Origin of the sequence: Rathayibacter sp. PhB179 (assembly GCF_004345345.1) — a bacterium.
Classification (GTDB): Bacteria; Actinomycetota; Actinomycetes; order Actinomycetales; family Microbacteriaceae; genus Rathayibacter; species Rathayibacter festucae.
The window spans coordinates 429,817-452,596 of sequence record NZ_SLVD01000001.1 but is presented as its reverse complement, the minus strand read 5'-3'; the positions used below and the strand labels follow the sequence as shown (position 1 = coordinate 452,596).

Here is a 22,780-nt window from a genome sequence, read left to right as displayed (position 1 = left end):
CCGAGCGCCGCCGTGCCCGAGCACCCCGCGTCCGAGACGTCCGAGAGGTCCGACATGACGACATCCACCCCCGCCCGCCCGCGGCGGGCCGCCCCGGAGCAGCCGCGGCCCAAGCACCCGCGCCGCCGGGCCCTCGCCCGCTTCGGCGGCACCGGCTTCCTCGCCGCCCTGCCGTTCCTCGCGCCGGCGCTGGCCGCCTACCTCGTCTTCGTGGTCGGCCCCTCGCTCGAGTCGGTGCGGCTCAGCTTCTTCGAGTGGTCCGGCTTCCAGGGCGCCCCGCAGGTCTTCGTCGGACTGCAGAACTACGTCCGCATCTTCACCCAGGACCCGGTGTTCTGGACCGCGTTCTCGAACACCCTGATCTGGGTGGTGCTCTCGCTCTTCATCCCGGTCGGCCTCGGGCTGGTGATGGCGCTGGCGCTGAACCGCCCGCTGTTCGGGCGCAACGCCTTCCGCTCGCTCTTCTACATCCCGGGCGTGCTCGCCCCGATCGCCATCGCGAACATGTGGCGCTGGATGTACAACCCGAACTACGGCGTGGGCGTCAACCTCGCGCAGCTGTTCGACCTGCCGTGGCTGGCCGAGGTGCAGTGGCTCGGGGACAAGAACCTCGCGCTCTACTCGATCTTCGCGGCCTTCGTCTGGCAGATCGCGGGCACGAACATGGTGCTCTTCCTCGCCGGCCTGCAGAGCGTCTCGCCCGATCACGTCGAGGCGGCCCGGCTCGACGGCGCGAACGCCTGGCAGGTGTTCCGCAACGTGACGATCCCGGCGCTGCGGCCGACCACGGTCATCGTCGTCGTCCTCACGATCATCAACTCGATCAAGGTGTTCGACCTGATCGTCGGCATGACCGGCGGCGGCCCGGCGCAGCAGACGCAGGTGCTCGCGCTGTGGTCGTTCCAGCAGTCCTTCAACAACCACGAGTACGGCCAGGGCAACGCGATCGCCACGGTCCTGCTCGTGATCACCCTCGTCATCGTCGTCCCGTACATGGTGTGGACGGCTCGTCAGGAGAAGAACTCATGAGCGTCACGAGCATCCCGACCAGCGCACCCGGCCTGGTCGCGCCGCCCAAGCGCCCCCGCCGCCCGGTCGGCGGCCGCGACTACATCCGGATCGGCCTCTGGATCGCGCTGGTCTTCGCCGTCCTGATCTGGGCCGTCCCGCTGATCTTCATGGTCTTCACCTCGCTGAAGAGCGAGGCCGACATCTTCAGCACGCCGGCCTTCGTGCCGCCGTGGTCGCCCGACTTCGGCAACTACGTCGAGGCGCTCGACCGCGGCAATCTGCTCACCGCGGGCGGCAACAGCCTGATCATCGCGCTCTTCAAGGTGCCGATCGGCCTCTTCATCTCGGCGGCCGCCGCCTTCGCGCTGGCGCGGATGCGGTTCCGCCGGCAGCGCCTGCTGATGGGCGTGATCGCGCTCGGGGCGATGGTGCCGATCCAGGTCGCGATCGCGCCGCTCTTCCAGGTCATCAACGGGCTGGGGCTGCTGAGCAGCAATTTCGGCATCATCCTGCCGTACATCGCGTTCGGCCTGCCGTACCAGACCTTCATCCTCTACGGCTTCTTCCGCCAGATCCCCGAGGAGATCGACGAGAGCGCGCGGATCGACGGCGCCGGCAACTGGCGGCTGTTCCTGACGATCATCCTGCCGCTGGCCCGCCCGGCGCTCGCCGCGCTGTTCATCCTCGACTTCGTCTCCACCTGGAACGAGTACTCCATCGCGCTCGCGCTGCTGCAGAGCCAGGACTCCTGGACGATCCCGCTCGCGCTGCAGGGCTTCCAGTCGCAGTTCACCAGCTCGTACGGGCCGCTGAACGCCTTCACCATCATGTCCGTGTTCCCCGTGCTGATCGTCTACCTGATGTTCCAGCGCTACTTCGTCGAGGGCGCCTTCGCCGGCGCCGTGAAGGGCTGACCGTGCCGCACACCACCGACACCGCCGAGCGGTTCTCGCGCGAGACGCGCCTGTTCGAGGTCCTCCGCGACCCGCGCGGGCACGCGATCGTCGAGCGCCGCCTCCCCGGGCTGGTGCACTCCTCGATCCTGCACACCCTGCACAGCTATCCGCTCGGGCTCGTCGTCGACACCGAGGAGTCGCTCGACGCGGCCGAGCGCGAGGCGCTGCTGGCCGAGGTCGCCGCGATCCCGACGGAGGAGCCGGCGCCGGCCCGCGAGCAGGAGCGGTACGTCGAGCCCTCCGGCGACTACGAGACCGCGGACGTCCCGCTGGCGTCGGCCGTCGTGTCCGCGCCGGCCACCGCCACCGTCTTCGGGCGCTTCGAGATCGAGCTGCGCGGTCCCGCGCACGGCAACCCGTTCGTCGACGTCGCGCTCTCGGCGATCGTCGACGGTCCCGACGGCGCGGTGCGCGTGCCCGGCTTCTACGACGGCGACGGCGTGTACCGGCTGCGCTGGATGCCCGAGGCCCCCGGCGAGTACGCCTGGACCACCTCGAGCAGCGCCCGCTCGCTCGACGGCGTCACCGGCTCCGTCTCGGTGACCGCGGCGGTGGCGGGGCAGCACGGCCCGGTGCGGGTGGCCGACACCTTCCACTTCGCGCACGCCGACGGCACCCGGCACCGCCCCTTGGGCACCACCTCCTACGCCTGGACGCACCAGGGCGACGCACTGGAGGAGCGGACGCTCGCCGCGCTCGCCACCGCGCCCTTCACCAAGATGCGGATGTGCGTCTTCCCGAAGTCGTACCTCTTCAACGAGAACGAGCCGGAGCTGTATCCGTTCGAGGGCTCGCCCGAGGCGGGCTTCGACTGGCAGCGCTTCGATCCGGAGTTCTGGGCGCACCTCGAGCGGCGGATCGAGCAGCTCGGCGAGCTCGGCATCGAGGCGGACCTCATCCTCTTCCACGCCTACGACCGCTGGGGCTTCTCGACGATGGACGCCGTCGCCGACGACCGCTACATGCGCTACGCCGTGGCGCGGCTCGCCTCGTTCGCGAACGTCTGGTGGTCGCTTGCGAACGAGTACGACCTGCTGTTCGAGAAGACCGAGGAGGACTGGGAGCGCTTCGCCGGGATCGTGGGGGAGGACGACCCGTCACGGCACCTGCTCTCGATCCACAACTGCCGCGAGTTCTACGACCACTCCCGCCCGTGGATCACGCACGCCAGCATCCAGCGGCAGGACGTCTACAAGACGGCCGAGATGACGACGGAGTGGCGCCGCTGGGGCAAGCCGGTCGTCATCGACGAGTGCGCCTACGAGGGCGACATCGATCAGGGCTGGGGCAACATCACCGGCGAGGAGCTGGTGCGGCGGTTCTGGGAGGGTGCGCTGCGCGGCGGCTACGTCGGGCACGGCGAGACCTACGTGCACCCGGACGACGTGCTCTGGTGGTCGAAGGGCGGCGAGCTGCGGGGGACGAGCCCGGCGCGGATCGCGTTCCTGGAGTCGGTGCTGGCCGAGGGGCCCGCGAACGGCCTCGAGCCGATCCCGCTGGACTGGGACGTGCCGCGCGCCGGCGTCGAGGGCGAGTACTACCTCTACTACTTCGGCTTCGACCGCCCCACCTACCGCCGCTTCCTGCTCGAGCCCGACGTCTCGTACACGGTCGACGTCCTCGACACCTGGGCGATGACCGTCGAGCGCCTGCCCGGCACCTACTCGGGCCGCTTCCGCATCGACCTGCCGGGCCGCGAGTACATCGCGGTGCGCCTGCAACGCGCGCCTGCATGCTGATCGAGTAGCCCGCGGAGCGGGCGTATCGAGATCCACCCTGCTGACGACGGTGGTCTCGATACGCCCCTGCGGGGCTACTCGACCAGCATGAAGCTGTCCTTCGCCGGTCACTGCATGCTGGTCGAGTAGCCGCCGCGGGCGGCGTATCGAGACCCACCCACCTGTTTATCGAGCGCTCGAATCAATTCGACTAGGCTCGACGGCATGACCGAGAACACAGGCACGACCGAGATCCCGGGGGAGCTGCGCGTCGTCGGCCTCGGCTTCGCCGGCACCACCCACCTCGACGCCTTCCAGGCCCTCCCCGGTGCGCGCGTCGTCGCGCTCGCCGGCCAGGAGGAGGAGCGCCTGCGCGAGCTCGGCGCCACCCGCGGCGTCCCCGACCTCTACGCCGACTGGGAGGAGCTCGTCGCCCGCGACGACCTCGACGTCGTCTCGATCGGCGTGCCCAACCACCTCCACCACCCGATCGCCGTCGCCGCGCTCGCCTCCGGCAAGCACGTCTTCTGCGAGAAGCCGCTGGCCACCACCGCCGAGCTCGCCGCCGAGATGGTCGAGGCGGCCCGCGCGAACGACCGCGTCCTCGAGATCGCCTACAACCACCGCCGCCGCGCCGACGTCGCCTACCTGCGCACCTACCTCGACGACGCCCCGCTCGGCGAGATCTACCACGCCCGCGCCAGCTGGCAGCGGCGCACCGGCATTCCGGGCATCGGCTCCTGGTTCACCAGCAAGGAGCTCGCCGGCGGCGGACCGCTGATCGACCTCGGCTCGCACGTCCTCGACATCGCGCTGCATCTGCTCGGCGAACCGCGGGTGACCAGCGTCTCCGCCGTCGCCTACGGCGAGATCGGCCGCTCCGGCCGCGGCGGGCGCCCGCACGGCGTCGCCGCCACCGGCACGCACGCCTTCGAGGTCGAGGACTTCTCCAGCGCGCTGCTGCGCCTCGACAACGGCCGCAGCCTGCAGCTCGACGCCTCCTGGGCCAGCTACTCCAAGGTGCACGAGGACATCGAGGTCGAGCTGCTCGGCTCGGCCGGCGGCGCCCGCCTGCACGTCGCCGACTACGCGACGGAGGGGACGCTCACGTTCTACTCCGAGGTCGCCGGCGCCCCCACCGTCTCCCGCCCCGACGTCCCGGTGCCCGCCGGGCACCACCGCTCGGTGATCGCGGAGTTCCTCGCCGCCATCGCCTCGGGTGCCGACGCTCCCGCCGGCGGACCCCGCTACGCCGGCCACTACGGCGACTACGCGCTGCACCGCAGCCGGGTGGTCGACGCGATCTACCGCTCCGCCGCCGAGAAGAAGGAGGTGGCGGTCGCATGAGCGCACCCCTCGAGGTCCTGGTCTGGAACGAGTTCCGCCACGAGACGCGCGGCGACGAGACCGTGATGCGGCACTACCCCGACGGCATCCACCGGGTGATCGCCGACGGCCTGACCGAGTCGCTCGGCGACGCCGTCTCGGTGCGCACCGCGACCCTCCCCGAGCCCGAGCACGGGCTGACCGAGGAGGCGCTGGCGAGGACCGACGTGCTGCTCTGGTGGGCGCACATCGCGCACCCGGAGGTGTCGGACGAGGTCGTGCAGCGGGTGCTGCGGCACGTGCAGGAGGGGATGGGCATCCTGATCCTGCACTCCGGCCACTACTCGAAGATCTTCCAGGCGCTGATGGGCACGACCTGCTCGCTGAAGTGGCGGAACGACCACGACCGCGAGCTGGTCTGGACGATCGCGCCGACCCATCCGATCGCCGAGGGCGTCCCGAGCCCGATCGTCATCCCCGAGCAGGAGATGTACGGCGAGTACTTCGACATCCCGGTGCCCGAGGAGACGGTGTTCCTCTCGACGTTCTCGGGCGGCGAGGTCTTCCGCTCCGGAGTGACCTACACCCGGGGCCTGGGCAAGGTGTTCTACTTCTCGCCCGGCGACCAGGACTACCCCGTCTACCACCACCCCGACATCAAGCGGGTGCTGGCCAACGCCGTGCAGTGGGCGCGCCCCACGCGCGAGCGCACCCCGCTGACGGCCGACCACCACCCCCGAGGCTGGTTCGAGTCCTGACCCCTCCCGCGAGATGCCACTTGTGCACGCCTTTCACGGCGTGTCGCGTGCACAAGTGGCATCTCGCGGAGGAGATCACGCCCGGCGGGCGTGCCAGGCGCGCAGGGCCGCGACGCCGAGGGCGGCGACGACGAGGGCCGTCGCGGGCGTGCGGAGCGAGACGGCCGGGAGCATCAGCGCGCTGGTGAAGACGGCCTGGGCGTAGTCGAGCATCTCGAGCGGATGGCGGGCCAGCACCCGCGAGCCGGCGGCGGCCGAGACGGCGGTGACCAGCACCGGCCCGACCCAGAGCACGGCGAGGCTCACGATCCACGCGATCACCCGGCCGACGGAGAGCACCCCGCACCAGGCGAGGGCGAGACCGGCCAGGATCCCCGGCAGCCACTGCACCGCGTTCAGCAGCGCGACTCCGGCGGCCGAGCCGTCGCGGCTGAGCGGCGCCACCACTCCGGTCAGCCACCCGCCGACGGCGACCGCCGCGAGCGAGATCGCCACGGCCGCCCCCGCCCGCGGTGCCCGGGCGATCACGAGCAGGAGCAGCGCTCCGACCGCGATCGCAGCGACGGTGCCGCCGACGATCGCGGCGAGGTAGAGGTCGGAGTCGCGGTCCGCCCGCAGCCCGGCGGACACGGTCAGCGCCGACTGCACCAGCGCGACGACCTGCACGCCGACCGCGCCGAGCGCCGCGCCGAGCGGGCCGATGCCGCGGCGCCGGCCGACGCGGGCCGCGAGTCCCGCGAGGGCCGACCCGATCACGATCACCGAGACGATCAGCGTCAGGAAGTACTGGCTGAACGGCAGCAGCGCGAGTGGCATCTCCTCGGGCAGCACGTCGGTCGCCCAGAGGTTCTGCAGCGGCAGCCGCAGCCCGGTGAGCAGCCACGGCAGCAGTCCGAGCACGCCGGCCGCGACGCCGACCCCGAGGCTCGGGAGCAGGCGCGGGCGACGGTGGACGGGCGCTGCGGAGGAGGTCACCCGACCATCCTCGCGCGAGTGCTGTCCCGCGGGGGCCCGCTCGTGCGACTGTGAGGAGTCCCCGCTCCTCCCCGCACCCGCGCCCCATACGAGAGGAGGGCCGCCGTGGCCCTCGACCAGACCGTCCGCTCCTCCGCGGCCGAGCTCGACCGCCTCGACCCGCTCGCCGGCTACCGCTCCCGCTTCGTCGGCGCGGACGACCCGGCGCTGCCCGCCTACGTCGACGGCAACTCGCTCGGCCGCCCGCTGAAGGTCCTGACCGAGCGCTACGCCGCGTTCGTCGAGCAGGAGTGGGGGACCCGCCTCATCCGCGGCTGGGACGACAGCTGGTTCCAGCTCCCGCTGACGCTCGGCGACCGCCTCGGCGCGTCGGTGCTCGGCGCGGCTGCCGGCCAGGTCGTCGTCGGCGACTCGACCACCGTCTCGCTCTACAAGCTGATCCGCACCGCGCTGACCGCCCGGCCCGGCCGCTCCGAGATCGTCATCGACCGCGGCAACTTCCCGACCGACCGCTTCGTCGTCGAGGGGATCGCCGCCGAGACCGGCGCGAGCATCCGCTGGATCGAGACCGAGTCGGGCTCCGGGGTCACGCCGGACGACGTCCGCGCGGTCGTCGGCTCCGACACGGCCGTGGTCGTGCTGAGCCAGGTCGCCTACCGCTCCGGCTACGCCGCCGACGTCCCGGCGATCACCGAGATCGTGCACGAGCACGGCGCGCTGGTGCTCTGGGACGTCTGCCACTCCGTCGGCGTGCTGCCGATCGAGCTCGATGCCTGGGGCGTGGACCTCGCGGCGGGCTGCACCTACAAGTACCTCAACGGCGGACCGGGCGCCCCCGCCTTCCTCTACGTCCGCCGCGAGCTGATCGCCGGCGCTCGGCAGCCGATCCAGGGCTGGATGGGCGTCAAGGACTCGTTCCGGATGGGCGAGGACTACGACCCCGCCGACGGCATCCGCCGCTTCCTCAGTGGCACGCCGCCGATCGTCGGGATGCTCGCCATGCAGGCGATGCTCGACCTGATCGAGGAGGCGGGCCTGCCCGCGATCCACGTCAAGTCGATCGCGCTGACCGCCTTCGCCGTCGAGCTGTTCGACGAGCACCTCGCCCCGCTCGGCGTCGAGCTGTCGACCACCCGCGAGCCCGCGCGCCGTGGCGGCCACATCACCGTCGACCACCCGGACTTCGCCGCGATGGTCCCCGTGCTCTGGGAGCGCGGGATCATCCCGGACTTCCGCACGCCCAGCGGCATCCGGCTCGGGCTCTCGCCGCTCTCCACCTCCTTCGCGGAGGTCGAGACCGTGGTGATGGCGGTGCGCGACCTGCTCCTCGAGGGGGCGCGCGAGTCCCGAGAGGTGCACGGCGGCGCGTGAGCGGGGTCCTCGACCTCGCGGCGCGCGAGCCGGACGAGTTGCTGCGCTACGGGACCGCGCCTGAGCAGATCGCCGAGCTCTACCGCGGCTCGGGGCGGGGTCTCGTGCTGTTCGTGCACGGAGGCTTCTGGCGGGCGCGCTGGGACCGGAGTCACGCGCGCCCGCTGGCCGCCGCCCTCGCCGACGCGGGCTGGTCGGTGCTGCTGCTCGAGTACCGGCGCGTCGGCGACGCGTGCGGCGGATGGCCGGGCACCTTCGACGACGTCCTCGCGGCGATCGAGGCGCTCCCGCCGCTGCTCCCCGCGAAGGAGCGCCCGCGCACGGTCCTGGTCGGCCACTCGGCCGGCGGTCACCTGGCGCTGTGGTCGCAGGCCGCGCATCCGTCGCCGCACGTCGACGCCGTCGTGTCGCTCGCCGGAGTCGCCGACCTGCGCGTCGCCGCCGACGAGCGGCTGGGGAACGGCGCCGTCGCGGAGCTGCTCGGCCCGGACGGCCCGCTCGACGACCTCGACCCGGCGCGGCTCCCCGCCCCACCGATGCCGACCGTGCTGCTGCAAGGCACCCTCGACGACGAGGTCCCGATCGCGTACAGCCGCCGCTACTGCGCCGAGCACCCCTCCGCGCACCTCGTCGAGCTCCCGGACGCCGACCACTACGCCCCGATCGACCCGCGCACCCCCGCGTTCGCCGCCCTTCTGGCAGTCCTCTCGTCCGTGCGCGTGCACAAGTAAGGCTGGATCCCCCGAATCGACCTGTTCTCCCGCCGATCGCGCTTCCTGGCCTGAGTTGTGCACCCGTTCGCGGGATGAACGACTCCCCGAGCGGGCGCGGCGCGCGTTGGACTTGTCCGACCTCGTGCCGAGCGAGCGAGAACAGGCATCCCGCGCCATCTCCTCCGCGGCGCTCCCTCCGACGAGCCTGGACGGGTCTACTTCTCGGCGGGGCACCACCGGTCTGCTCGGCGAGACGACAGCGGGTGACGACAGGAACGGCGACGGAGAAGTGACGATGACCAGATACGACCTTGCAGCGACCGCCGAGCGGGACGGGCGCTGGTGGCTCGTGACGATCCCCGAGCTCGACACCGTGGGTCAGACCCGGATGCTCGGCGAGGTGAACGCCGTCGCCCGGGAGGTGGCCGCGCTCTTCCTGAACGTGCCGGAGGAGGACGTGAGCGTCACAGTCACCGTGCACGTGACTCCCGCCGCCGCGGCGGCGTGGCGCGAAGACGGTGGGGACGGCTTCGGGACTCGATGAGGAGGCAGAGTCCTCATGCTGGTCGAGTAGCCCCGCAGGGGCGTATCGAGACCCGCCCACCCTCGGCGCGGCGGGGTCTGCAGACTCGTCCTGCTGGCGCTGGTGGATCTCGATACGCCCGCTCCGCGGGCTACTCGATCAGCATGGAGGCGGTGAGCGACCCGCGAGGCGGCGGGTGCCGCCGCTACAGGGCCGGCGGGTAGAGGGAGACGGGGACCTGCGCCGTGGGGAAGGCGCGGGTGCCGTAGCTGGACGAGAAGTGACTCTGACCGGGTACGACCTTGCAGTGACGCCGAGCGGGACGGGCGCTGGTGACTCGTGACGTCAACGGCGAAGGCTCCTGGGTGAAGGTACCCAACGGCTACTGGTGGGTGATCGTGAAGAGTGGAAACTGCCCCAGGTGACGCTGGTGCGCGATCCGAGCACATCGATCTCGTCGTTCTGCGATGCAGCGGATCAGCTTCCGCCTTCTCCAAGAGGAAGCAGTCCGCCGGCGACTCTCCTTCGGTCGATGGAGATGAAGATCCGGACGATCACTCCTGAGACGACGATGACCGCACCAGCGGTCATGCCCGTGCCGGCTGCTCCGTCCGCGGAATTCCAGCTCTGCCAGAAGAAGCCCGGATCGAAGAGCGGATTCGCGACCGCGATCAGTATGAGGCCGATGAATGTCCCGACTCGTCCGGTGCGGAAGAGCATGGTGAGGATGATCGAGGCGAACGACAGGATCCAGACGGCTACTGACAAGGGCTCTTCCGGGCGCTCGTTCAGTGCTTCTCGACAGGCCAGGTCATTCGAGACGAAACACGGGCTCCAGGCGTGATATCCCCAGAGGATGTCGAGCAAGCCCAACGCTATCAATACCCATGGCGCCGACCGTTGCATCATCTCTCCCCAAGTAGTGCGATCACTCCGCTTCTCACGCTGGAGCAACGGGATGACGTCATCGCGGTCCAGCGCGGTGCCGGTGTCCGTCGAGCAGGCGCGTCCGGACCGATGTCGTCTCGGGCTCGTGGAGCCGTCGCGACCCCACGACCGCGAAGAAGATCGCGGAGACGAGCGGACTTCGGTTCGACGCCCTTCCCTCGTGACGCGCAGGGGACATGCGGTGTCACCGAGACCGTGCTGATCGCTACAGGGCGGGCGGGTAGAGGAAGAGGGGGACCTGCGCCGTGGGGAAGGTGCGGGTGACGTAGCTGTGGCGGCCGCCGTAGTTGTACTCCTCGAGGAGGACGGTGCCGTCGTCGTTGACCTGCTGCACGTAGGAGACGTGGTTGTAGGTCCACCAGGCGACGCAGCCGACGATCGGGACGGAGCTGGTGGCCCAGCCCTTCGCGGCCCAATTGTCCGGCCACTCCCAGGCGCTGCCGCCCATCGGCGTGATGTTGCCCCAGGTGTACTTCCACGGGGCGGCGGTGGCGCCGGCGTCGCGGTTGAGGCGCCAGGCCACGAAGTCGACGCACTCGCGGTAGTAGTAGCCGAGCGGGGAGAGCCCGCCGCCGTCGTCGTCGATGGTCTCGTAGGGCCACGGGTAGTCGTCGCCGACGGCGCGGGTCTGCACGGTGCTGAAGCCGCCGCCGTTCGCGTTCTGCAGCACGGCCGCCTGGCGGCTGGCCTCGTCGAGCTGCGCCTGCGTCGGCGCGGCGAACGCGTCGCGGACGGCGGTCTGCCCGGCCGCCTCCGACGAGACGGTGAGGTTCTGCAGGCCCGCGCGGTTCGCGGCGGTGCCGGCCGCGGTGGCCGCAGTGCTGCGGGCGCCGTACGCGGGCAGCGCGGCGGTGGCGAAGAGGCCGCCGACGATCGAGAACGTGGCGAAGCCGAGGGTGCGCCGGCTGAGCCCACCGGAGCGAGCGGGCTGCGGGGCGGCGGGAGTGCGCGGGGCGACCGGAGTGCGCCGGGCGGCCGTGGCGCGAGGAGTCGCGACGGGCACGGAGGCGACGGGCACGGAAGCGACGGGCACGGAAGCGACGGGCGCAGAAGCGACGGCCGCGGCAGCGACAGGCACAGCGGCACCGGCCGCCCGTGAAGCGGCGGCGGCCTCAGCGGCGCGGGCCTCGCGGCGGGTGCGGTGCACCGGCGCGGAGGGAGAGGTGTCGTGACACTCCTGCGGATCGGGAATGCCAGTGGTCGACACGCGTGCGCTCTCCTCGGGTGGGCGGACTGGGGTGGTGCAGGGGGGCCTGCGGGGTGGTGCGGGGCGCCGGCAGGGCCCGGCGACTCGTCACTCTAGCCCGCCACCGTGCGGTAACGGAATGATCACGACGGAACTCGTCGCGCAGCGTCTCCTCCCGCTCCGGCCCCGGTGGGAGGATGGAAGGACCAGGGAAGGAGCCGTCCATGACCGAATCCACTCCCTCCGGACCCGTGCTCGTCGGCGTCGTCGACGGGCAGCGTCCCGAGGTCGTCCGCACCGCCGCGCAGCTCGCCTCCGGGCTCGGCGCGCCGCTGCTGCTGCTCACCGTGGTCGCCGATCCGTACCTCGTCGGCGAGTACGTCGACCCGATGACCGGCGGCATCCCCGTCGGCCTCGTGCCCCGCTCCGGCGGCACCGGCGCCGGCCCCACCGAGCCGCCCGGGCTCCGCGAGGAGATCGGCGCGGCCCTCGCCGGGACGGACGTCGACTGGACGCTGCGCACCGTCCAGGGCGAGCCGGCGCTGGTCCTGACCGACGTCGCCGAGGAGGTCGATGCGCGGATGATCGTGGTCGGCACCCGCGACGCCGGAGTGCTCGCGAGCATCGCCGAGTTCCTCAGCGGCAGCGTCGCGGTGCACCTCGCGCACCGTCAGCGCCGCCCCGTCCTCGTCGTGCCCCGCGCCGACGAGGGCACCCGCCGCCGCGTCCCGTGGGACACGGGGGAGTGACGCCGCCGCAGGCTTCGTCTCAGGATTCCGGGCCGTCCGCTGAGGGACCGCGCTCGCCCTGCCGCCGCTCGGCACCGTCCCGGTGGCGACGATCACGGTCGACCTCGTCGGCGGCCTCCTGCTCGGGCTGCTGCTCGCCGGCCTCGCCCGCCGCGGATGCTGCTCGAGCGGCGCTGGGCCGCCGGCCTCGGGATGTGGGCGGGGGCGCTCGCCGCGGCGGCCGGTGGGCTGGCGCTGACGGGGGCTCTGCTCGCGCGCTGAGACCGGATGTCTCATCGACCGGCCCGCAGGGCGCTCCGACAGTGGGACCGTGCCCCCCATTGACGGGGGTCAAGCGGCTCTGAGCACGATCTCCGCCGATCCCGCCCCCGGCGCCGGGACAAGATATGCGGTGTGACGTTCGGGGGCGGTCTGCGGGAGCTGCGGCTCGCCGTCGTCGACGACCAGCCGCTCTACCGGCAGATGCTCGCGTCGCTGCTGCGCGCGGTGCCCGGAGTCCGGAGTGTCGTCGAGGCGTCCTCGGCCGCCGAGGCGCGCGAGCGGCTGCGACCCGCCGAGCTCGACGTCGCCGTGATCGACATCGAGCTGGGCGACGGCGACGGGATCGAGCTCGGCCGCGAGCTGCGCGCCGGCGACCCCGAGCTCGCCGTCGTGCTGCTCTCGGCAGTCGACTCGATGCACCGCTTCCTCCGGCTCGGCCGCGACGAGGTGCGCGGCTGGAGCTACCTCTCGAAGAGCTCGTCGCTCTCGTCCCCCGCGCTGATGACCGCGATCCGGGCGACCCTCGACGGCCGGACCGTGCTCGACCCCGCCCTGGTCGCCGCGCGCACCGCCCGCCGGAGCTCGCCCGTCGACGCGCTCAGCCGCCGGCAGTACGAGGTGCTCGGCGCCCTCGCCTCGGGCCTCACCAACGCCGCGATCGCGGAGCGGCTCGGCATCGCGGTGCGCTCGGTCGACAATCACGTGAACGCCCTCTACGGAGCGCTCGGCCTGCGCTCCGACGGCTCGCGCAACCCCCGCGTGGAGGCGACCCTGCTGTTCCTGGAGCACACCCGGTGACCCTCGCCGACGACTCCCGGCCGCGGCGCGCGGACGACGCCGAGGACAACCGGATCCTGCGCGGGACCGTCGCGATCCTCGGCGGCGTGCTGGCCGTCCTCGCGGCGCTGCAGGCGGTCTTCGCGCTGGGCATGCTGTCGCAGACCGTGCGGGGGGTCGAGAGCGGGCCGGTCGTCGACGTCGTCGTGCGCGTGGTCGTCAACATCGCGTCGATCGGCCTCGCGGTCGCGCTCGTCGCGCTGCTGCGTCCCGAGCGCCGCGCGCGCACCGGGCGGCTGCTGGTCTCGGCGGGGATCGCGGCGGTCGTCGCCGTCGTCCGGGTCGGGCTGCAGCTCATCGTCGGGGTCTACCTGCCGACCGCGCTCGACGCGCTCGTGGTCGAGCTCGTGGTGGGCGCGGTGGTCGTCGGCCTGATCGTCTCGTTCGGGTTCCTGCTCGTCGATGCGACCCGACGGGTGCGCGAGAAGGAGCGGGAGCGCGCCCGCGTGCTGCTCCAGGCCGTCGACGCGGTGCAGGCGCTCCAGCAGGAGGAGCTGCGCGTGCGTCGCGAGGTCGCGCAGGGCCTGCACGGCCGGCTGCAGAACACGCTCGTGGTGCTGGCCGCGGAGCTGCGCGGGCTGGCCGCGACTCCTCCCTCCGCCGCGACCGCCGAGCGACTGAGCGGCATCGCGAGCCGGCTCGACGAGCTGCGGGAGCAGGAGGTCCGCGCGGTCAGCGGGGCGCTCTACCCGGTCGACATCGAGCACGGGCTGGTCGCCGCCGCCCGTGATCTGCTCTCGCGCCTGCCGCCGGAGATCGCCGTCGACCTGGACGTCCACGACGACTACCCGGGTCTCGAGGAGCGCGGTGTCCCGATCGAGCAGCGGGTGCTGCTGGTGCGGCTGATCGAGGAGGCGCTGACCAACGCGCTCAAGCACGGCGGCGCGCGGGCCGTGCGGCTGCAGCTCGACGTGGCGCGCGGGGAGCGGGAGCACGCCGTGGTGATCGGTCTCGACGACGACGGCGGCGGGCTCGCGGCCCCGCCGGTGCTCTCCGGGCTCGAGCGCCTCTCGCGCCAGTTCGCGGTCTACGGAGGCTCGATCGAGCTGGCCCCGTCGGCCGCCCTCGGCGGCGCGCGGCTCGCCGGCCGGCTGCCGCTGCGGCTGTCCTGAGCCGAGGAGCCGTCCTGAGCCGACGAGCCGTCCTGACACAGCGAGGGGGAGGCGGTTCCGTCCGCCTCCCCCTCGCTCCGCGCCGTCTCTCCGGCGCTCAGCCCGCCGTCAGCTCTGCGGCGGCGTGTAGAACTGGAGGTCGTTGCCCTCGGAGTCCTTGAAGGGGAGGATGCGACCCCACTCGTGGTCGCTGATCTCGCCCTCGATCGACGCGCCGCGCGCCTTCAGCCGCTCCAGCTCGTCCTCGATGCTGCCGTCGGGCTGGAACGAGATGACCGCTCCGCCGCTCTCCGCGACCGAGGCCGACTCGCGGGCGTTCAGCCCGATCATCAATCCGCCCGCGTCGAGCTCCGACCAGTCGCCCGAGGTGCTCTTCACGTCGAGGCCGAGGGTGTCGCGGTAGAACGCGACCGCCCGCTCCATGTCCTCGACCGGCACCCATACCGTCGCCACTCCTGCTGCCGCCATGATCCGGTCTCCTTCGATCGATGTTGCCGTCCGCTCACGGTAGAGCGGGGCCCGAGGTGCCGAGGGGCGTCCTCACCGTTCGTCCAGCCGGCGGCCCGGTGACTGACGGCCGGCGACGCGGAGATCCACAGCAACGCGGGCGGCCAAGGGGTTGCTTCCGCCGGATCGGACGCGACTCGTCGCCGATCGCGACGTCGCGCTCGTACTGCCGTTCCGGCTCCATGCTGGTCGAGTAGCCCCGCAGGGGCGTATCGAGACCCACCTCCCTGCGAACGTCGGCCTCCTCCCCGCCCTGCGCCCGAACCTGACGCGCTCCCTCCGCTCGATACGCTGAGGGAGACCGCGGTCGATCGCGTCGGTGCCCGCCGCGCCGCTCGCCCGCCGCTCGAAGGGACTCCCGTGACGACGCCCGCACCGACCTCTCCCCGCCCGGACCGGACGGATCGCATCCGGGTGGTCGCCGCCACGCCGATCAGCGAGGAGCTGATCGCGCGGGTGGTGGAGCTGGAGCCGCGGATCGACTTCGTCGCCGACCAGAGTCTGCTGCCGCCGATGCGGCACGCGGGCGATCACGGCGGCGATCCCGCGTTCGAGCGGACTCCGGAGCAGCAGGCGGCGTTCGAGGAGCTGGTCGACTCCGCCGAGGTGCTCTACGGGATCCCCGGCGAGGACCCGGCTGCGCTGGCCCGCACGGTCGCCGCGAACCCGGGGCTGCGCTGGGTGCAGACGATGCCCGCGGGCGGCGGCGCGCAGGTGAAGAAGGCCGGCCTGAGCGAGGAGCAGCTCGCGCGGGTCGCGTTCTCCACCTCCGCGGGCGTGCACTCCGATCCGCTGGCCGAGTTCTCCCTGTTCGGCCTGCTCGCCGGCGCGAAGACGCTGCCGAAGCTGCAGGCACTGCAGGGCCGGCGCGAGTGGGGCTCGCGCTGGACGATGAGCCTGCTCTCGGAGCAGACGATCCTGATCGTCGGGCTCGGCACCATCGGCCGGGCGACCGCGCAGAAGCTGTCGGCCCTCGGCGCCCGGGTGATCGGCACCAGCCGGCACGCCGACTCCGTGGAGCACGTGGACGAGATCGTGCCGCCGTCGGCGATCGCCGAGGTCGCCGGGCGGATCGACGGCGTCGTCGTCACCCTCCCCGGCACCGAGCAGACCGAGAAGCTCGTCGGCGCCGACTTCTTCGCCGCGCTGCGCCCCGGAGCGACGCTGGTCAGCGTCGGCCGCGGCACCGTCATCGACGAGGACGCGCTGCTCGCCGCGCTCGAGGACGGCCGGGTCGGCTTCGCCGCCCTCGACGTCGTCGCGGAGGAGCCGCTCGCCCAGGACAGCCCGCTCTGGAACCACCCGAGCGTCCTGCTCAGCCCGCACACCGCCGCACTGAACGCGGCCGAGGACCGCCTGATCGCCGAGCTCTTCGCCCGCAACGCCACCCGCTACCTCGACGGCGAAGAGCTGATCAACCGGGTCGACACCGTCGAGTTCTACTGACGCGAGGGCCCGCGCGGCTCCTCGAGACCCCTCCACAGCCGCCGATCCGGCGCGAATGCCCGCTCAGAGGCCGGATCTGCGCTCGCGCGCGCCTCCGACGGCCTACCGTTGCACTATGGCGTCCACCGATACACCCGAACCCGCCCCCCAGGCCGACGGCGCGACCGCGCCCGCCGCCGACAGCACCGCCCCGGCCGCGCCGGCAGACGAGACCGCCCCCTCGCTGGTCTTCTCGGACCTGGGTCTCAGCGACCCCGTCCTCAAGGCCCTCAAGGAGGTCGGCTACGAGACGCCCTCGGCGATCCAGGCCGCGACGATCCCCTCCCTCCTGTCCGGCCGCGACGTCCTCGGCGTCGCGCAGACCGGCACCGGCAAGACCGCGGCGTTCGCGCTGCCGATCCTCTCCCGCCTCGACGTCTCGCAGAAGACCCCGCAGGCGCTCGTCCTCGCGCCGACCCGCGAGCTCGCGCTGCAGGTCTGCGAGGCGTTCGAGCGCTACGCGTCCGGTCTGCGCGGCGTGCACGTGCTCCCCGTCTACGGCGGCCAGGGCTACGGCACCCAGCTCTCCGCGCTCCGCCGCGGCGTCCACGTCGTCGTCGGCACGCCCGGCCGCATCATGGACCACCTCGAGAAGGGCACCCTCGACCTCACGCACCTGAAGTACCTGGTGCTCGACGAGGCCGACGAGATGCTCAAGATGGGCTTCGCCGAGGACGTCGAGACGATCCTCGCCGACACCCCGGTCGAGAAGCAGATCGCGCTGTTCTCGGCGACCATGCCGTCGCAGATCCGCCGCATCTCGCAGAAGTACCTGAAGGACCCGGAGGAGATCACGGTCAAGGCGAAGACCACGACCTCCGCCAACACCACCCAGCGCTACCTGATGGTGTCGTACCCGCAGAAGGTCGATGCGCTGACCCGCATCCTCGAGGTCGAGAACTTCGAGGGCATGATCGTCTTCGTCCGCACCAAGAGCGAGACCGAGACGCTCGCCGAGAAGCTGCGCGCCCGCGGCTACACGGCCGCCGCGATCAGCGGCGACGTCGCGCAGGCTCAGCGCGAGCGCACCGTCGAGCAGCTGAAGTCGGGCAAGCTCGACATCCTCGTCGCGACCGACGTCGCGGCCCGCGGTCTCGACGTCGACCGGATCAGCCACGTCGTCAACTACGACATCCCGATCGACACCGAGTCCTACGTGCACCGCATCGGCCGCACCGGCCGGGCCGGCCGCAGCGGTGCCGCGATCAGCTTCGTGACCCCGCGCGAGCGCCGCCTCCTCTCCGCCATCGAGAAGGCGACCCGCCAGCCGCTGACCGAGATGCGCCTCCCGAGCGTCGAGGACGTCAACGTCACGCGCCTCTCCCGCTTCGACGACGCCATCACCACGGCGCTGGCCGACCGCGAGCGGCTCGACCGGTTCCGCGACATCATCGGCCACTACGTCGAGCACCACGACGTCGTCGAGTCGGACGTCGCCGCCGCGCTGGCGATCGTCGCCCAGGGCGACGAGCCGCTGCTGCTCTCGCCGGACGACCCTCGCTTCCGCCGCGAGGACAGCCGCGGCGACCGCCCCGAGCGCTCCGACCGGTCCTCGTACGACAACGACCGCGAGCGTCCCGAGCGCCGCCAGCGCTCGTCGAACAGCAACCTCGCGTCCTACCGGATCGAGGTGGGCCGCCGTCAGCGCGTCGAGCCCCGCCAGATCGTCGGCGCGCTCGCGAACGAGGGCGGCCTCAACCGCGGCGACTTCGGGCACATCGACATCCGCCCGGACTTCTCGATCGTCGAGCTGCCGGCCGACCTGCCCCAGGACGTGCTCGACCGCCTCGCCGGCACCCGTATCAGCGGCCAGCTGATCGAGCTCAAGCCCGACCGCCGCCCCAGCCGCGCCGGCGCCGACCGCGGCGCTCGCCCCTCGGGCCCGTCCCGCTCCTCGGAGCGTCCGGAGCGCAAGCCCCGCTACTGAGCCCAGCCCCCTCCCCTCCGCGAGATGCCACTTGTGCACGCCTTTCACGGCGTGTCGCGTACACAAGTGGCATCTCGCGGAGGTGGTTAAGGCGTCAGAGGATGTCGGCGTCGGCCAGTGCCTCGGGGCGGAGCAGCTTCCGTGCGCCGAGGATCTCGACGCCGATGAGGTGCCCGGCGGCGTCGAAGTCGAGGATGATCTCGCCGAACCCGTGCGGGTCATAGATCTGGTCGATCTGAGCGACTGACTCCCCGGCTTGGGGCTCGCGTCCGACGGGAAGGTATGCGGCGTTCACTTCTGGATCGAAGCGAATTCTCATACGCCTCCCCCTCCTCCACCACCACCCGGCTTCGTCACGGTGATGATCTTGCCTGTCTTGTCGTTGACGACGACCCTAATGTTGTTCGCGCTGAAGACGGAAGTGCCCTTGTCCTTTCCCGCAGTGCGAGTGCCTTCCTGAAGAGCGATGCGGACCAGATTCTCTCGGATATTGCGTTCCGCGATCTGCTGCAGGGCGTGCTTCGAGAAGAAGCCCACCAGTCGGAGCGCTGGGATCCACCACGGGTCGGCGACGACCGGGTAGCTCGCGCCCCGGTGCTCGACGATCTGGACGAGCGTCGTCCCCTCGATCTCGAAGTGGGTCGGCACGGAGGCGCCGTCGGCGTCCTCCGCCCAGGGCACATTGACCAGCGCGGTGAGCTCCCCCTCGGCGTCCAGGGCGGAGACGCTCCCGTCCTCGTTCTTCTCGAGTGTGCTGCCGACAGGGAGTCCGAGTTCGTAGGCGTAGCGATCCGGAGCGGCAGCGCTCTCGATGACCGTCGCGATCTTCATCTGGCCGTCGTCCTTGACGAGCGGAACGCTGGAGTAGCCGTCGTCCGTGTCGTACTCGAGAACGCCGTCTGCGATCAGGCGCGCATCGTGTGCGGTGTCCGCCTCCGGGATTCCGATCGTGGCCGTCCCGGACCCGGTATGCACGGTGATCCCGTCATTCGGATCCAAGGGCAGGAGAGCGCGGGTGTCGTCGCTCCCTGCCTCATCCGGAGGAAGTGCGAGCAGCTCCGGTGCGATCTCGTGGATCGCCTCGATCGACGAGGTCTCCGCCTCGGCGACGGTGGGCGGTTGAGGGGTGAAGCCCGTCGTCACAGCGACTGCTGTGAGCGCGGCGATGATTCTCAGTGTGGTTGGCACCATTGCTCCCGACATCTGGTGAAGGACGCAGAATCAGGCGCACTCGGGTCGACGAGCGTCAGGCCGTTGATGGCGGAGGACAGCGATTCGCAACGCCGGACGCGGTCCGAGGACGCACTTCCTGCGATGAAGAGGCACTCTCTCCATGGGTCAGAAAATTAGGCAGCGCCGTCCCGGCACTCAACTTTCTGGCGGCGTCGAGAGATTGCTGGCAGAAAGAGTGTTCTCAGAGGGGTTCAGCGCTTCGATCGAGCAGGAAGTCGCGTGCGGCAGATTGCTCGACTCATCCGCAAAGAGCGTGGAGCGGTCGGCGCCCGCTCCCCGTGAGATGCCACTTAGGTACGCGTTTCGCGGCGTGTCGTGTACGCAAGTGGCATCTCGCGGAGAGGGAGAGGACGCGCGGGTCAGCGGCGGAGGACTCGGCGGGCCAGGACGTTGCCGAGCAGCTGGACGAGCTGGACGATCACGATGATGACGAGCACGGCCGCCCAGGTGACGACGGGCTCGAACTGGCGGTAGCCGTACTGGATCGCGAAGGTGCCGAGGCCGCCGGCGCCGATGTAGCCGGCGACGGCGGACATGTCGATGATCGCGACGAAGACGAAGGTGTAGCCGAGGATCAGCGGTCCGAGCGCCTCGGGCAGCAGGACCGTGCGGACGATCCGGAAGCGGCTCGCGCCGACCGAGCGGGCGGCCTCGATCACGCCGGGCTGCACGGTCAGCAGGTTCTGCTCGACGATGCGCCCGATGCCGAAGGCCGCGGCGAGCGAGAGGGTGAAGACGATCGCGTCGGTGCCGATGCCCGTGCCGACCACCAGGCGCGCGAGCGGCTGGGCCGCGGCGATGAAGATGATGAACGGGATCGGCCGGAAGACGTTGACGACCACGTTCAGCAGGCCGAAGACGAAGCGGTTGGCGTAGAGCGCGCCGCCGCGGGTGACGGCGAGTCCGAGCCCGATCAGCAGGCCGCCGATCCCGCCGAAGAGCAGGCTGAGGGCCACGATGTAGAGGGTCTCGCCGGTCGCCTCGGCGAGCTGGGGCAGCAGGGGGATGAGCTCGTTCATCGGGGCACCTCCGTGAGGGCGACGCGGGCGCCGAGGCGGGCCAGCAGGGGGTCGATCACGGCGTCGGACGCGTCGAGCGCGACGGTGAGGTGGCCGAAGGCGCGGCCGCGGACGTCGGTGATGCCGCCGTAGACGAGCTCCAGCGGGACGCCGGCCTGCGCGATCTCGGCGAAGACGTCGCCCTGCGAGGCGGAGCCGTCGGAGAAGGACAGCGTGACGAGGCGGCCGGGGTGGCGCGCGCGCAGCACCGCCGCCTCCTCCCGCGAGGGCACCGTGCGCACGACCGTGGAGACGAAGCGGCGGGTGACCGCCTCCCGCGGGGCCGAGAAGACGTCGAAGACGGGGCCGCGCTCGACGATGCGGCCCGCCTCCATCACGGCGACCTTCGTCGCGAGCTGCTGGACGACGTCCATCTCGTGCGTGATGACGACGATGGTGACGCCGAGCTCCTCGTTGATCCGGCGCAGGAGCGCGAGCACCTCGCCGGTGGTGTCCGGGTCGAGGGCGCTGGTGGCCTCGTCGGCGAGGAGGATGCGGGGCGAGGCGGCGAGGGCGCGGGCGATGCCGACCCGCTGCTTCTGGCCGCCGGAGAGCTGCTCCGGGTGGCTGCGGGCCTTGTCCGAGAGGCCGACGAAGCGGAGCATCTCGTCGACGCGGGCGCGCAGCTCGGCACGCGGCGTGCCGGCGACCTGCAGCGGGTAGGCGACGTTCTGCTCGACGGTCTTGGAGCCGAAGAGGTTGAACTGCTGGAAGATCATGCCGATCCCGAGCCGCAGCCGGCGCAGCTCCCGCTCGGGCAGGCCGACGATCTCGCGGCCGTCGATCTGGATGCTGCCGCCGGTGGCGGGCTCGAGGGCGTTGATCAGGCGCGCGAGCGTGCTCTTGCCGGCTCCGGAGTAGCCGATCACGCCGTAGACGTCGCCGGCCTCGATGTCGAGGCTGACGCCGTCCACGGCGGTCAGGGCGGACGCGCCGCGCGCGAGCGGCGGGTAGACCTTGCTCACGTCGGCGAGGCGGATGAGCGGCACGGCGCTTCCTTCACTGCTGGATCGGGCACTGCTGGGGTCGGGCACTGCGGGGGTCGGGCACTGCTGCGCCGCGGGGTCGTAGCGGGGGAGGGGCGGGTCAGCCCTGGGCGGAGGCGTCGGCCTCGACGGTGGCGAGCGTCGACTGCAGCTCGGCGGCGGGGGTCGTCGCGAAGACGGCGGTGCCGCCCGACTGCTCGGAGACGCCGTCGAGCACGTCCTGCGAGGTCTGGTAGACGTCGACGAGCTTCAGGTAGGTCTCGTTCTCGGCGTCGTCCGCGCGGGCGGCGAACACGTTGACGTAGGGCACCGCGGTCGGGTCGCTCGGGTCGTCCTGCGCGAGGGCGTCGGTGGCCTCGAGGCCCGCGCCCGCGAGGTAGTCGTTGTTGACGACCGCGGCGGCGACGTCCGGGAGCGACGTCGGCACGAGCGCTGCGTCGAGCGCGGTGACGGTGACCTTCGAGGCGCCGGTGTCGATGTCGTCGAGGCCGGAGAAGGCGGTGCCGCCGTCCGTCAGCTCGATCAGGCCGGCCGACTGGAGGACGAGGAGTGCGCGGGCCTGGTTGGTCACGTCGTTCGGGACGGCGACGCTCTCGCCCTCGGGGATGTCCTCGACGCTGTCGTACTGGGTCGAGTAGAGGCCGAGCGGGTAGATCGCGGTCGCGCCGATCGGCACGAGGTCGGCGCCGGCGGAGGTGTTGTACTGCGCCAGGTAGACCAGGTGCTGGAACTGGTTGAGGTCGATCTCGCCCTCGGTCAGCGCGGGGTTGAGCTGGTTGTAGTCGGTGAAGTCGACGATCTCGACGTCGATGCCCGCGTCCTCGGCGGCCTGCTCGTAGGTCGCCCAGTAGGGGTCGCCCGCGCCGACCACGCCGATGCGGACGGTGTCGTCGCTCGCGCCGGCGGCGGACGAGCAGCCGGCGAGGAGGAGGGCGGAGGCGGCGATCGCGGTGGTCGCGAGGAGAGTGCGGCGCAGGGACATGCGGTGGATCCTTCCGTGGAGAGGATCCGGGCGGCGTCCACGGGCGGTGCTGGTCACCGCCGGCGCTGCGACCGGCCTCCGGTCGCACGACGCCGCGACTGCGCGGATCCCGGAGACCACCGTACGCAGGGCGCCACCGGGCGCGCGAAACACGCCCG

Annotated in this window: 22 protein-coding genes; 13 read left to right on the top strand and 9 right to left on the bottom strand. The window is 71.8% G+C overall.

Going from position 1 to position 22,780, the window contains the following annotated elements; genetic code table 11:
- Positions 1–54: 54 nt before the first annotated feature.
- From EDF43_RS02170 to EDF43_RS02150, 5 genes are all read left to right on the top strand, one after another.
- Positions 55–1,029 carry a sugar ABC transporter permease gene (locus EDF43_RS02170; RefSeq protein WP_132435196.1) on the top strand — a complete coding sequence of 325 codons (975 nt, stop codon included), beginning with the start codon at positions 55–57 and terminating at the stop codon, positions 1,027–1,029.
- A complete protein-coding gene (locus EDF43_RS02165) occupies positions 1,026–1,925 on the top strand; it encodes a carbohydrate ABC transporter permease (protein WP_123734670.1) in 900 nt (299 codons plus the stop codon). The genes EDF43_RS02170 and EDF43_RS02165 overlap by 4 nt, the downstream gene beginning before the upstream one ends.
- Before the next feature lie 2 nt (positions 1,926–1,927).
- The gene (locus EDF43_RS02160) at positions 1,928–3,706 is read left to right on the top strand and encodes a DUF5605 domain-containing protein (RefSeq protein WP_243646205.1); all 1,779 of its coding nucleotides are present in this window, start codon (positions 1,928–1,930) and stop codon (positions 3,704–3,706) included.
- A 204-nt stretch (positions 3,707–3,910) separates the two neighbouring features.
- On the top strand, positions 3,911–5,032 hold the full coding sequence (locus tag EDF43_RS02155) for a Gfo/Idh/MocA family oxidoreductase (protein ID WP_132435194.1): 1,122 nt from the start codon (positions 3,911–3,913) through the stop codon (positions 5,030–5,032).
- Positions 5,029–5,769, top strand: coding sequence for a ThuA domain-containing protein (locus EDF43_RS02150; protein WP_123734672.1), 741 nt, complete (start codon positions 5,029–5,031; stop codon positions 5,767–5,769). The genes EDF43_RS02155 and EDF43_RS02150 overlap by 4 nt, the downstream gene beginning before the upstream one ends.
- Before the next feature lie 75 nt (positions 5,770–5,844).
- On the opposite strand, the gene EDF43_RS02145 is transcribed toward EDF43_RS02150, so the two are convergent.
- On the bottom strand, positions 5,845–6,744 hold the full coding sequence (locus EDF43_RS02145; protein WP_123734673.1) for a hypothetical protein: 900 nt from the start codon (positions 6,742–6,744) through the stop codon (positions 5,845–5,847).
- A gap of 105 nt (positions 6,745–6,849) precedes the next feature.
- On the opposite strand from EDF43_RS02145, the gene EDF43_RS02140 reads away from it, so the two are divergent.
- The 3 genes from EDF43_RS02140 to EDF43_RS02130 all read left to right on the top strand — a co-directional run bounded on the left by EDF43_RS02140 (position 6,850) and on the right by EDF43_RS02130 (position 9,372).
- Complete coding sequence (locus EDF43_RS02140) at positions 6,850–8,115, top strand: aminotransferase class V-fold PLP-dependent enzyme (protein WP_132435192.1); 1,266 nt, start codon at positions 6,850–6,852, stop codon at positions 8,113–8,115.
- Positions 8,112–8,846, top strand: coding sequence for an alpha/beta fold hydrolase (locus EDF43_RS02135; RefSeq protein WP_132435190.1), 735 nt, complete (start codon positions 8,112–8,114; stop codon positions 8,844–8,846). The genes EDF43_RS02140 and EDF43_RS02135 overlap by 4 nt, the downstream gene beginning before the upstream one ends.
- A 277-nt stretch (positions 8,847–9,123) precedes the next feature.
- Positions 9,124–9,372, top strand: coding sequence for a hypothetical protein (locus EDF43_RS02130; RefSeq protein ID WP_132435188.1), 249 nt, complete (start codon positions 9,124–9,126; stop codon positions 9,370–9,372).
- Positions 9,373–9,828: 456 nt separating this feature from the next.
- Here the strand turns inward: EDF43_RS02130 and EDF43_RS02125 are convergent, their stop codons facing one another.
- A complete protein-coding gene (locus EDF43_RS02125) occupies positions 9,829–10,218 on the bottom strand; it encodes a hypothetical protein (protein ID WP_132435186.1) in 390 nt (129 codons plus the stop codon).
- A 286-nt stretch (positions 10,219–10,504) separates the two neighbouring features.
- Entirely contained in the window at positions 10,505–11,332 is an 828-nt protein-coding gene (locus EDF43_RS21640) for a CHAP domain-containing protein (protein ID WP_165908982.1), read from the bottom strand.
- Between the two features lie 377 nt (positions 11,333–11,709).
- Here EDF43_RS21640 and EDF43_RS02115 point away from each other — a divergent pair, with 377 nt between their 5' ends.
- The 3 genes from EDF43_RS02115 (at position 11,710) to EDF43_RS02105 (ending at position 14,444) form a co-directional block, all read left to right on the top strand.
- Positions 11,710–12,234, top strand: a complete 525-nt coding sequence (locus EDF43_RS02115) for a universal stress protein (protein WP_159423666.1) — start codon at positions 11,710–11,712, stop codon at positions 12,232–12,234.
- 393 nt (positions 12,235–12,627) lie between these two features.
- Positions 12,628–13,293: a response regulator transcription factor gene (locus tag EDF43_RS02110; protein ID WP_243581109.1), complete on the top strand. Its 666-nt coding sequence runs from the start codon at positions 12,628–12,630 to the stop codon at positions 13,291–13,293.
- Positions 13,290–14,444: a hypothetical protein gene (locus EDF43_RS02105; RefSeq protein WP_132435184.1), complete on the top strand. Its 1,155-nt coding sequence runs from the start codon at positions 13,290–13,292 to the stop codon at positions 14,442–14,444. Before EDF43_RS02110 ends, EDF43_RS02105 begins: the two co-directional genes overlap by 4 nt.
- Before the next feature lie 108 nt (positions 14,445–14,552).
- Here EDF43_RS02105 and EDF43_RS02100 read toward each other — a convergent pair whose 3' ends face one another.
- Complete coding sequence (locus EDF43_RS02100) at positions 14,553–14,912, bottom strand: VOC family protein (protein ID WP_132435182.1); 360 nt, start codon at positions 14,910–14,912, stop codon at positions 14,553–14,555.
- A gap of 399 nt (positions 14,913–15,311) precedes the next feature.
- Here EDF43_RS02100 and EDF43_RS02095 point away from each other — a divergent pair, with 399 nt between their 5' ends.
- Together EDF43_RS02095 and EDF43_RS02090 are read left to right on the top strand one after the other, a co-directional pair.
- The gene (locus EDF43_RS02095) at positions 15,312–16,397 is read left to right on the top strand and encodes a D-2-hydroxyacid dehydrogenase (RefSeq protein ID WP_207901604.1); all 1,086 of its coding nucleotides are present in this window, start codon (positions 15,312–15,314) and stop codon (positions 16,395–16,397) included.
- A gap of 115 nt (positions 16,398–16,512) precedes the next feature.
- Positions 16,513–18,363: a DEAD/DEAH box helicase gene (locus EDF43_RS02090; protein WP_123705713.1), complete on the top strand. Its 1,851-nt coding sequence runs from the start codon at positions 16,513–16,515 to the stop codon at positions 18,361–18,363.
- Positions 18,364–18,457: 94 nt separating this feature from the next.
- Here EDF43_RS02090 and EDF43_RS02085 read toward each other — a convergent pair whose 3' ends face one another.
- From EDF43_RS02085 to EDF43_RS02065, 5 genes are all read right to left on the bottom strand, one after another.
- Positions 18,458–18,682: a DUF2283 domain-containing protein gene (locus EDF43_RS02085; protein WP_132435180.1), complete on the bottom strand. Its 225-nt coding sequence runs from the start codon at positions 18,680–18,682 to the stop codon at positions 18,458–18,460.
- Positions 18,679–19,506 (bottom strand): DUF4258 domain-containing protein, encoded by an 828-nt coding sequence (locus tag EDF43_RS02080; RefSeq protein WP_165908981.1) that lies wholly within the window; start codon positions 19,504–19,506, stop codon positions 18,679–18,681. Before EDF43_RS02080 ends, EDF43_RS02085 begins: the two co-directional genes overlap by 4 nt.
- 449 nt (positions 19,507–19,955) lie before the next feature.
- A complete protein-coding gene (locus tag EDF43_RS02075; protein WP_132435176.1) occupies positions 19,956–20,615 on the bottom strand; it encodes a methionine ABC transporter permease in 660 nt (219 codons plus the stop codon).
- The gene (locus EDF43_RS02070) at positions 20,612–21,643 is read right to left on the bottom strand and encodes a methionine ABC transporter ATP-binding protein (protein WP_132435174.1); all 1,032 of its coding nucleotides are present in this window, start codon (positions 21,641–21,643) and stop codon (positions 20,612–20,614) included. Before EDF43_RS02070 ends, EDF43_RS02075 begins: the two co-directional genes overlap by 4 nt.
- A gap of 97 nt (positions 21,644–21,740) precedes the next feature.
- Positions 21,741–22,622 (bottom strand): MetQ/NlpA family ABC transporter substrate-binding protein, encoded by an 882-nt coding sequence (locus EDF43_RS02065; protein ID WP_132435172.1) that lies wholly within the window; start codon positions 22,620–22,622, stop codon positions 21,741–21,743.
- Positions 22,623–22,780 lie beyond the last annotated feature (158 nt).

Bases quoted from the DNA above. Each gene is read 5' to 3' on its own strand.
- EDF43_RS02170 (WP_132435196.1), top strand. From the start codon at position 55: ATGACGACATCCACCCCCGCCCGCCCGCGGCGGGCCGCCCCGGAGCAG.
- EDF43_RS02165 (WP_123734670.1), top strand. From the start codon at position 1,026: ATGAGCGTCACGAGCATCCCGACCAGCGCACCCGGCCTGGTCGCGCCG.
- EDF43_RS02155 (WP_132435194.1), top strand. From the start codon at position 3,911: ATGACCGAGAACACAGGCACGACCGAGATCCCGGGGGAGCTGCGCGTC.
- EDF43_RS02150 (WP_123734672.1), top strand. From the start codon at position 5,029: ATGAGCGCACCCCTCGAGGTCCTGGTCTGGAACGAGTTCCGCCACGAG.
- EDF43_RS02130 (WP_132435188.1), top strand. From the start codon at position 9,124: ATGACCAGATACGACCTTGCAGCGACCGCCGAGCGGGACGGGCGCTGG.
- EDF43_RS02115 (WP_159423666.1), top strand. From the start codon at position 11,710: ATGACCGAATCCACTCCCTCCGGACCCGTGCTCGTCGGCGTCGTCGAC.
- EDF43_RS02100 (WP_132435182.1), bottom strand. From the start codon at position 14,912: ATGGCGGCAGCAGGAGTGGCGACGGTATGGGTGCCGGTCGAGGACATG.
- EDF43_RS02090 (WP_123705713.1), top strand. From the start codon at position 16,513: ATGGCGTCCACCGATACACCCGAACCCGCCCCCCAGGCCGACGGCGCG.
- EDF43_RS02085 (WP_132435180.1), bottom strand. From the start codon at position 18,682: ATGAGAATTCGCTTCGATCCAGAAGTGAACGCCGCATACCTTCCCGTC.
- EDF43_RS02075 (WP_132435176.1), bottom strand. From the start codon at position 20,615: ATGAACGAGCTCATCCCCCTGCTGCCCCAGCTCGCCGAGGCGACCGGC.
- EDF43_RS02065 (WP_132435172.1), bottom strand. From the start codon at position 22,622: ATGTCCCTGCGCCGCACTCTCCTCGCGACCACCGCGATCGCCGCCTCC.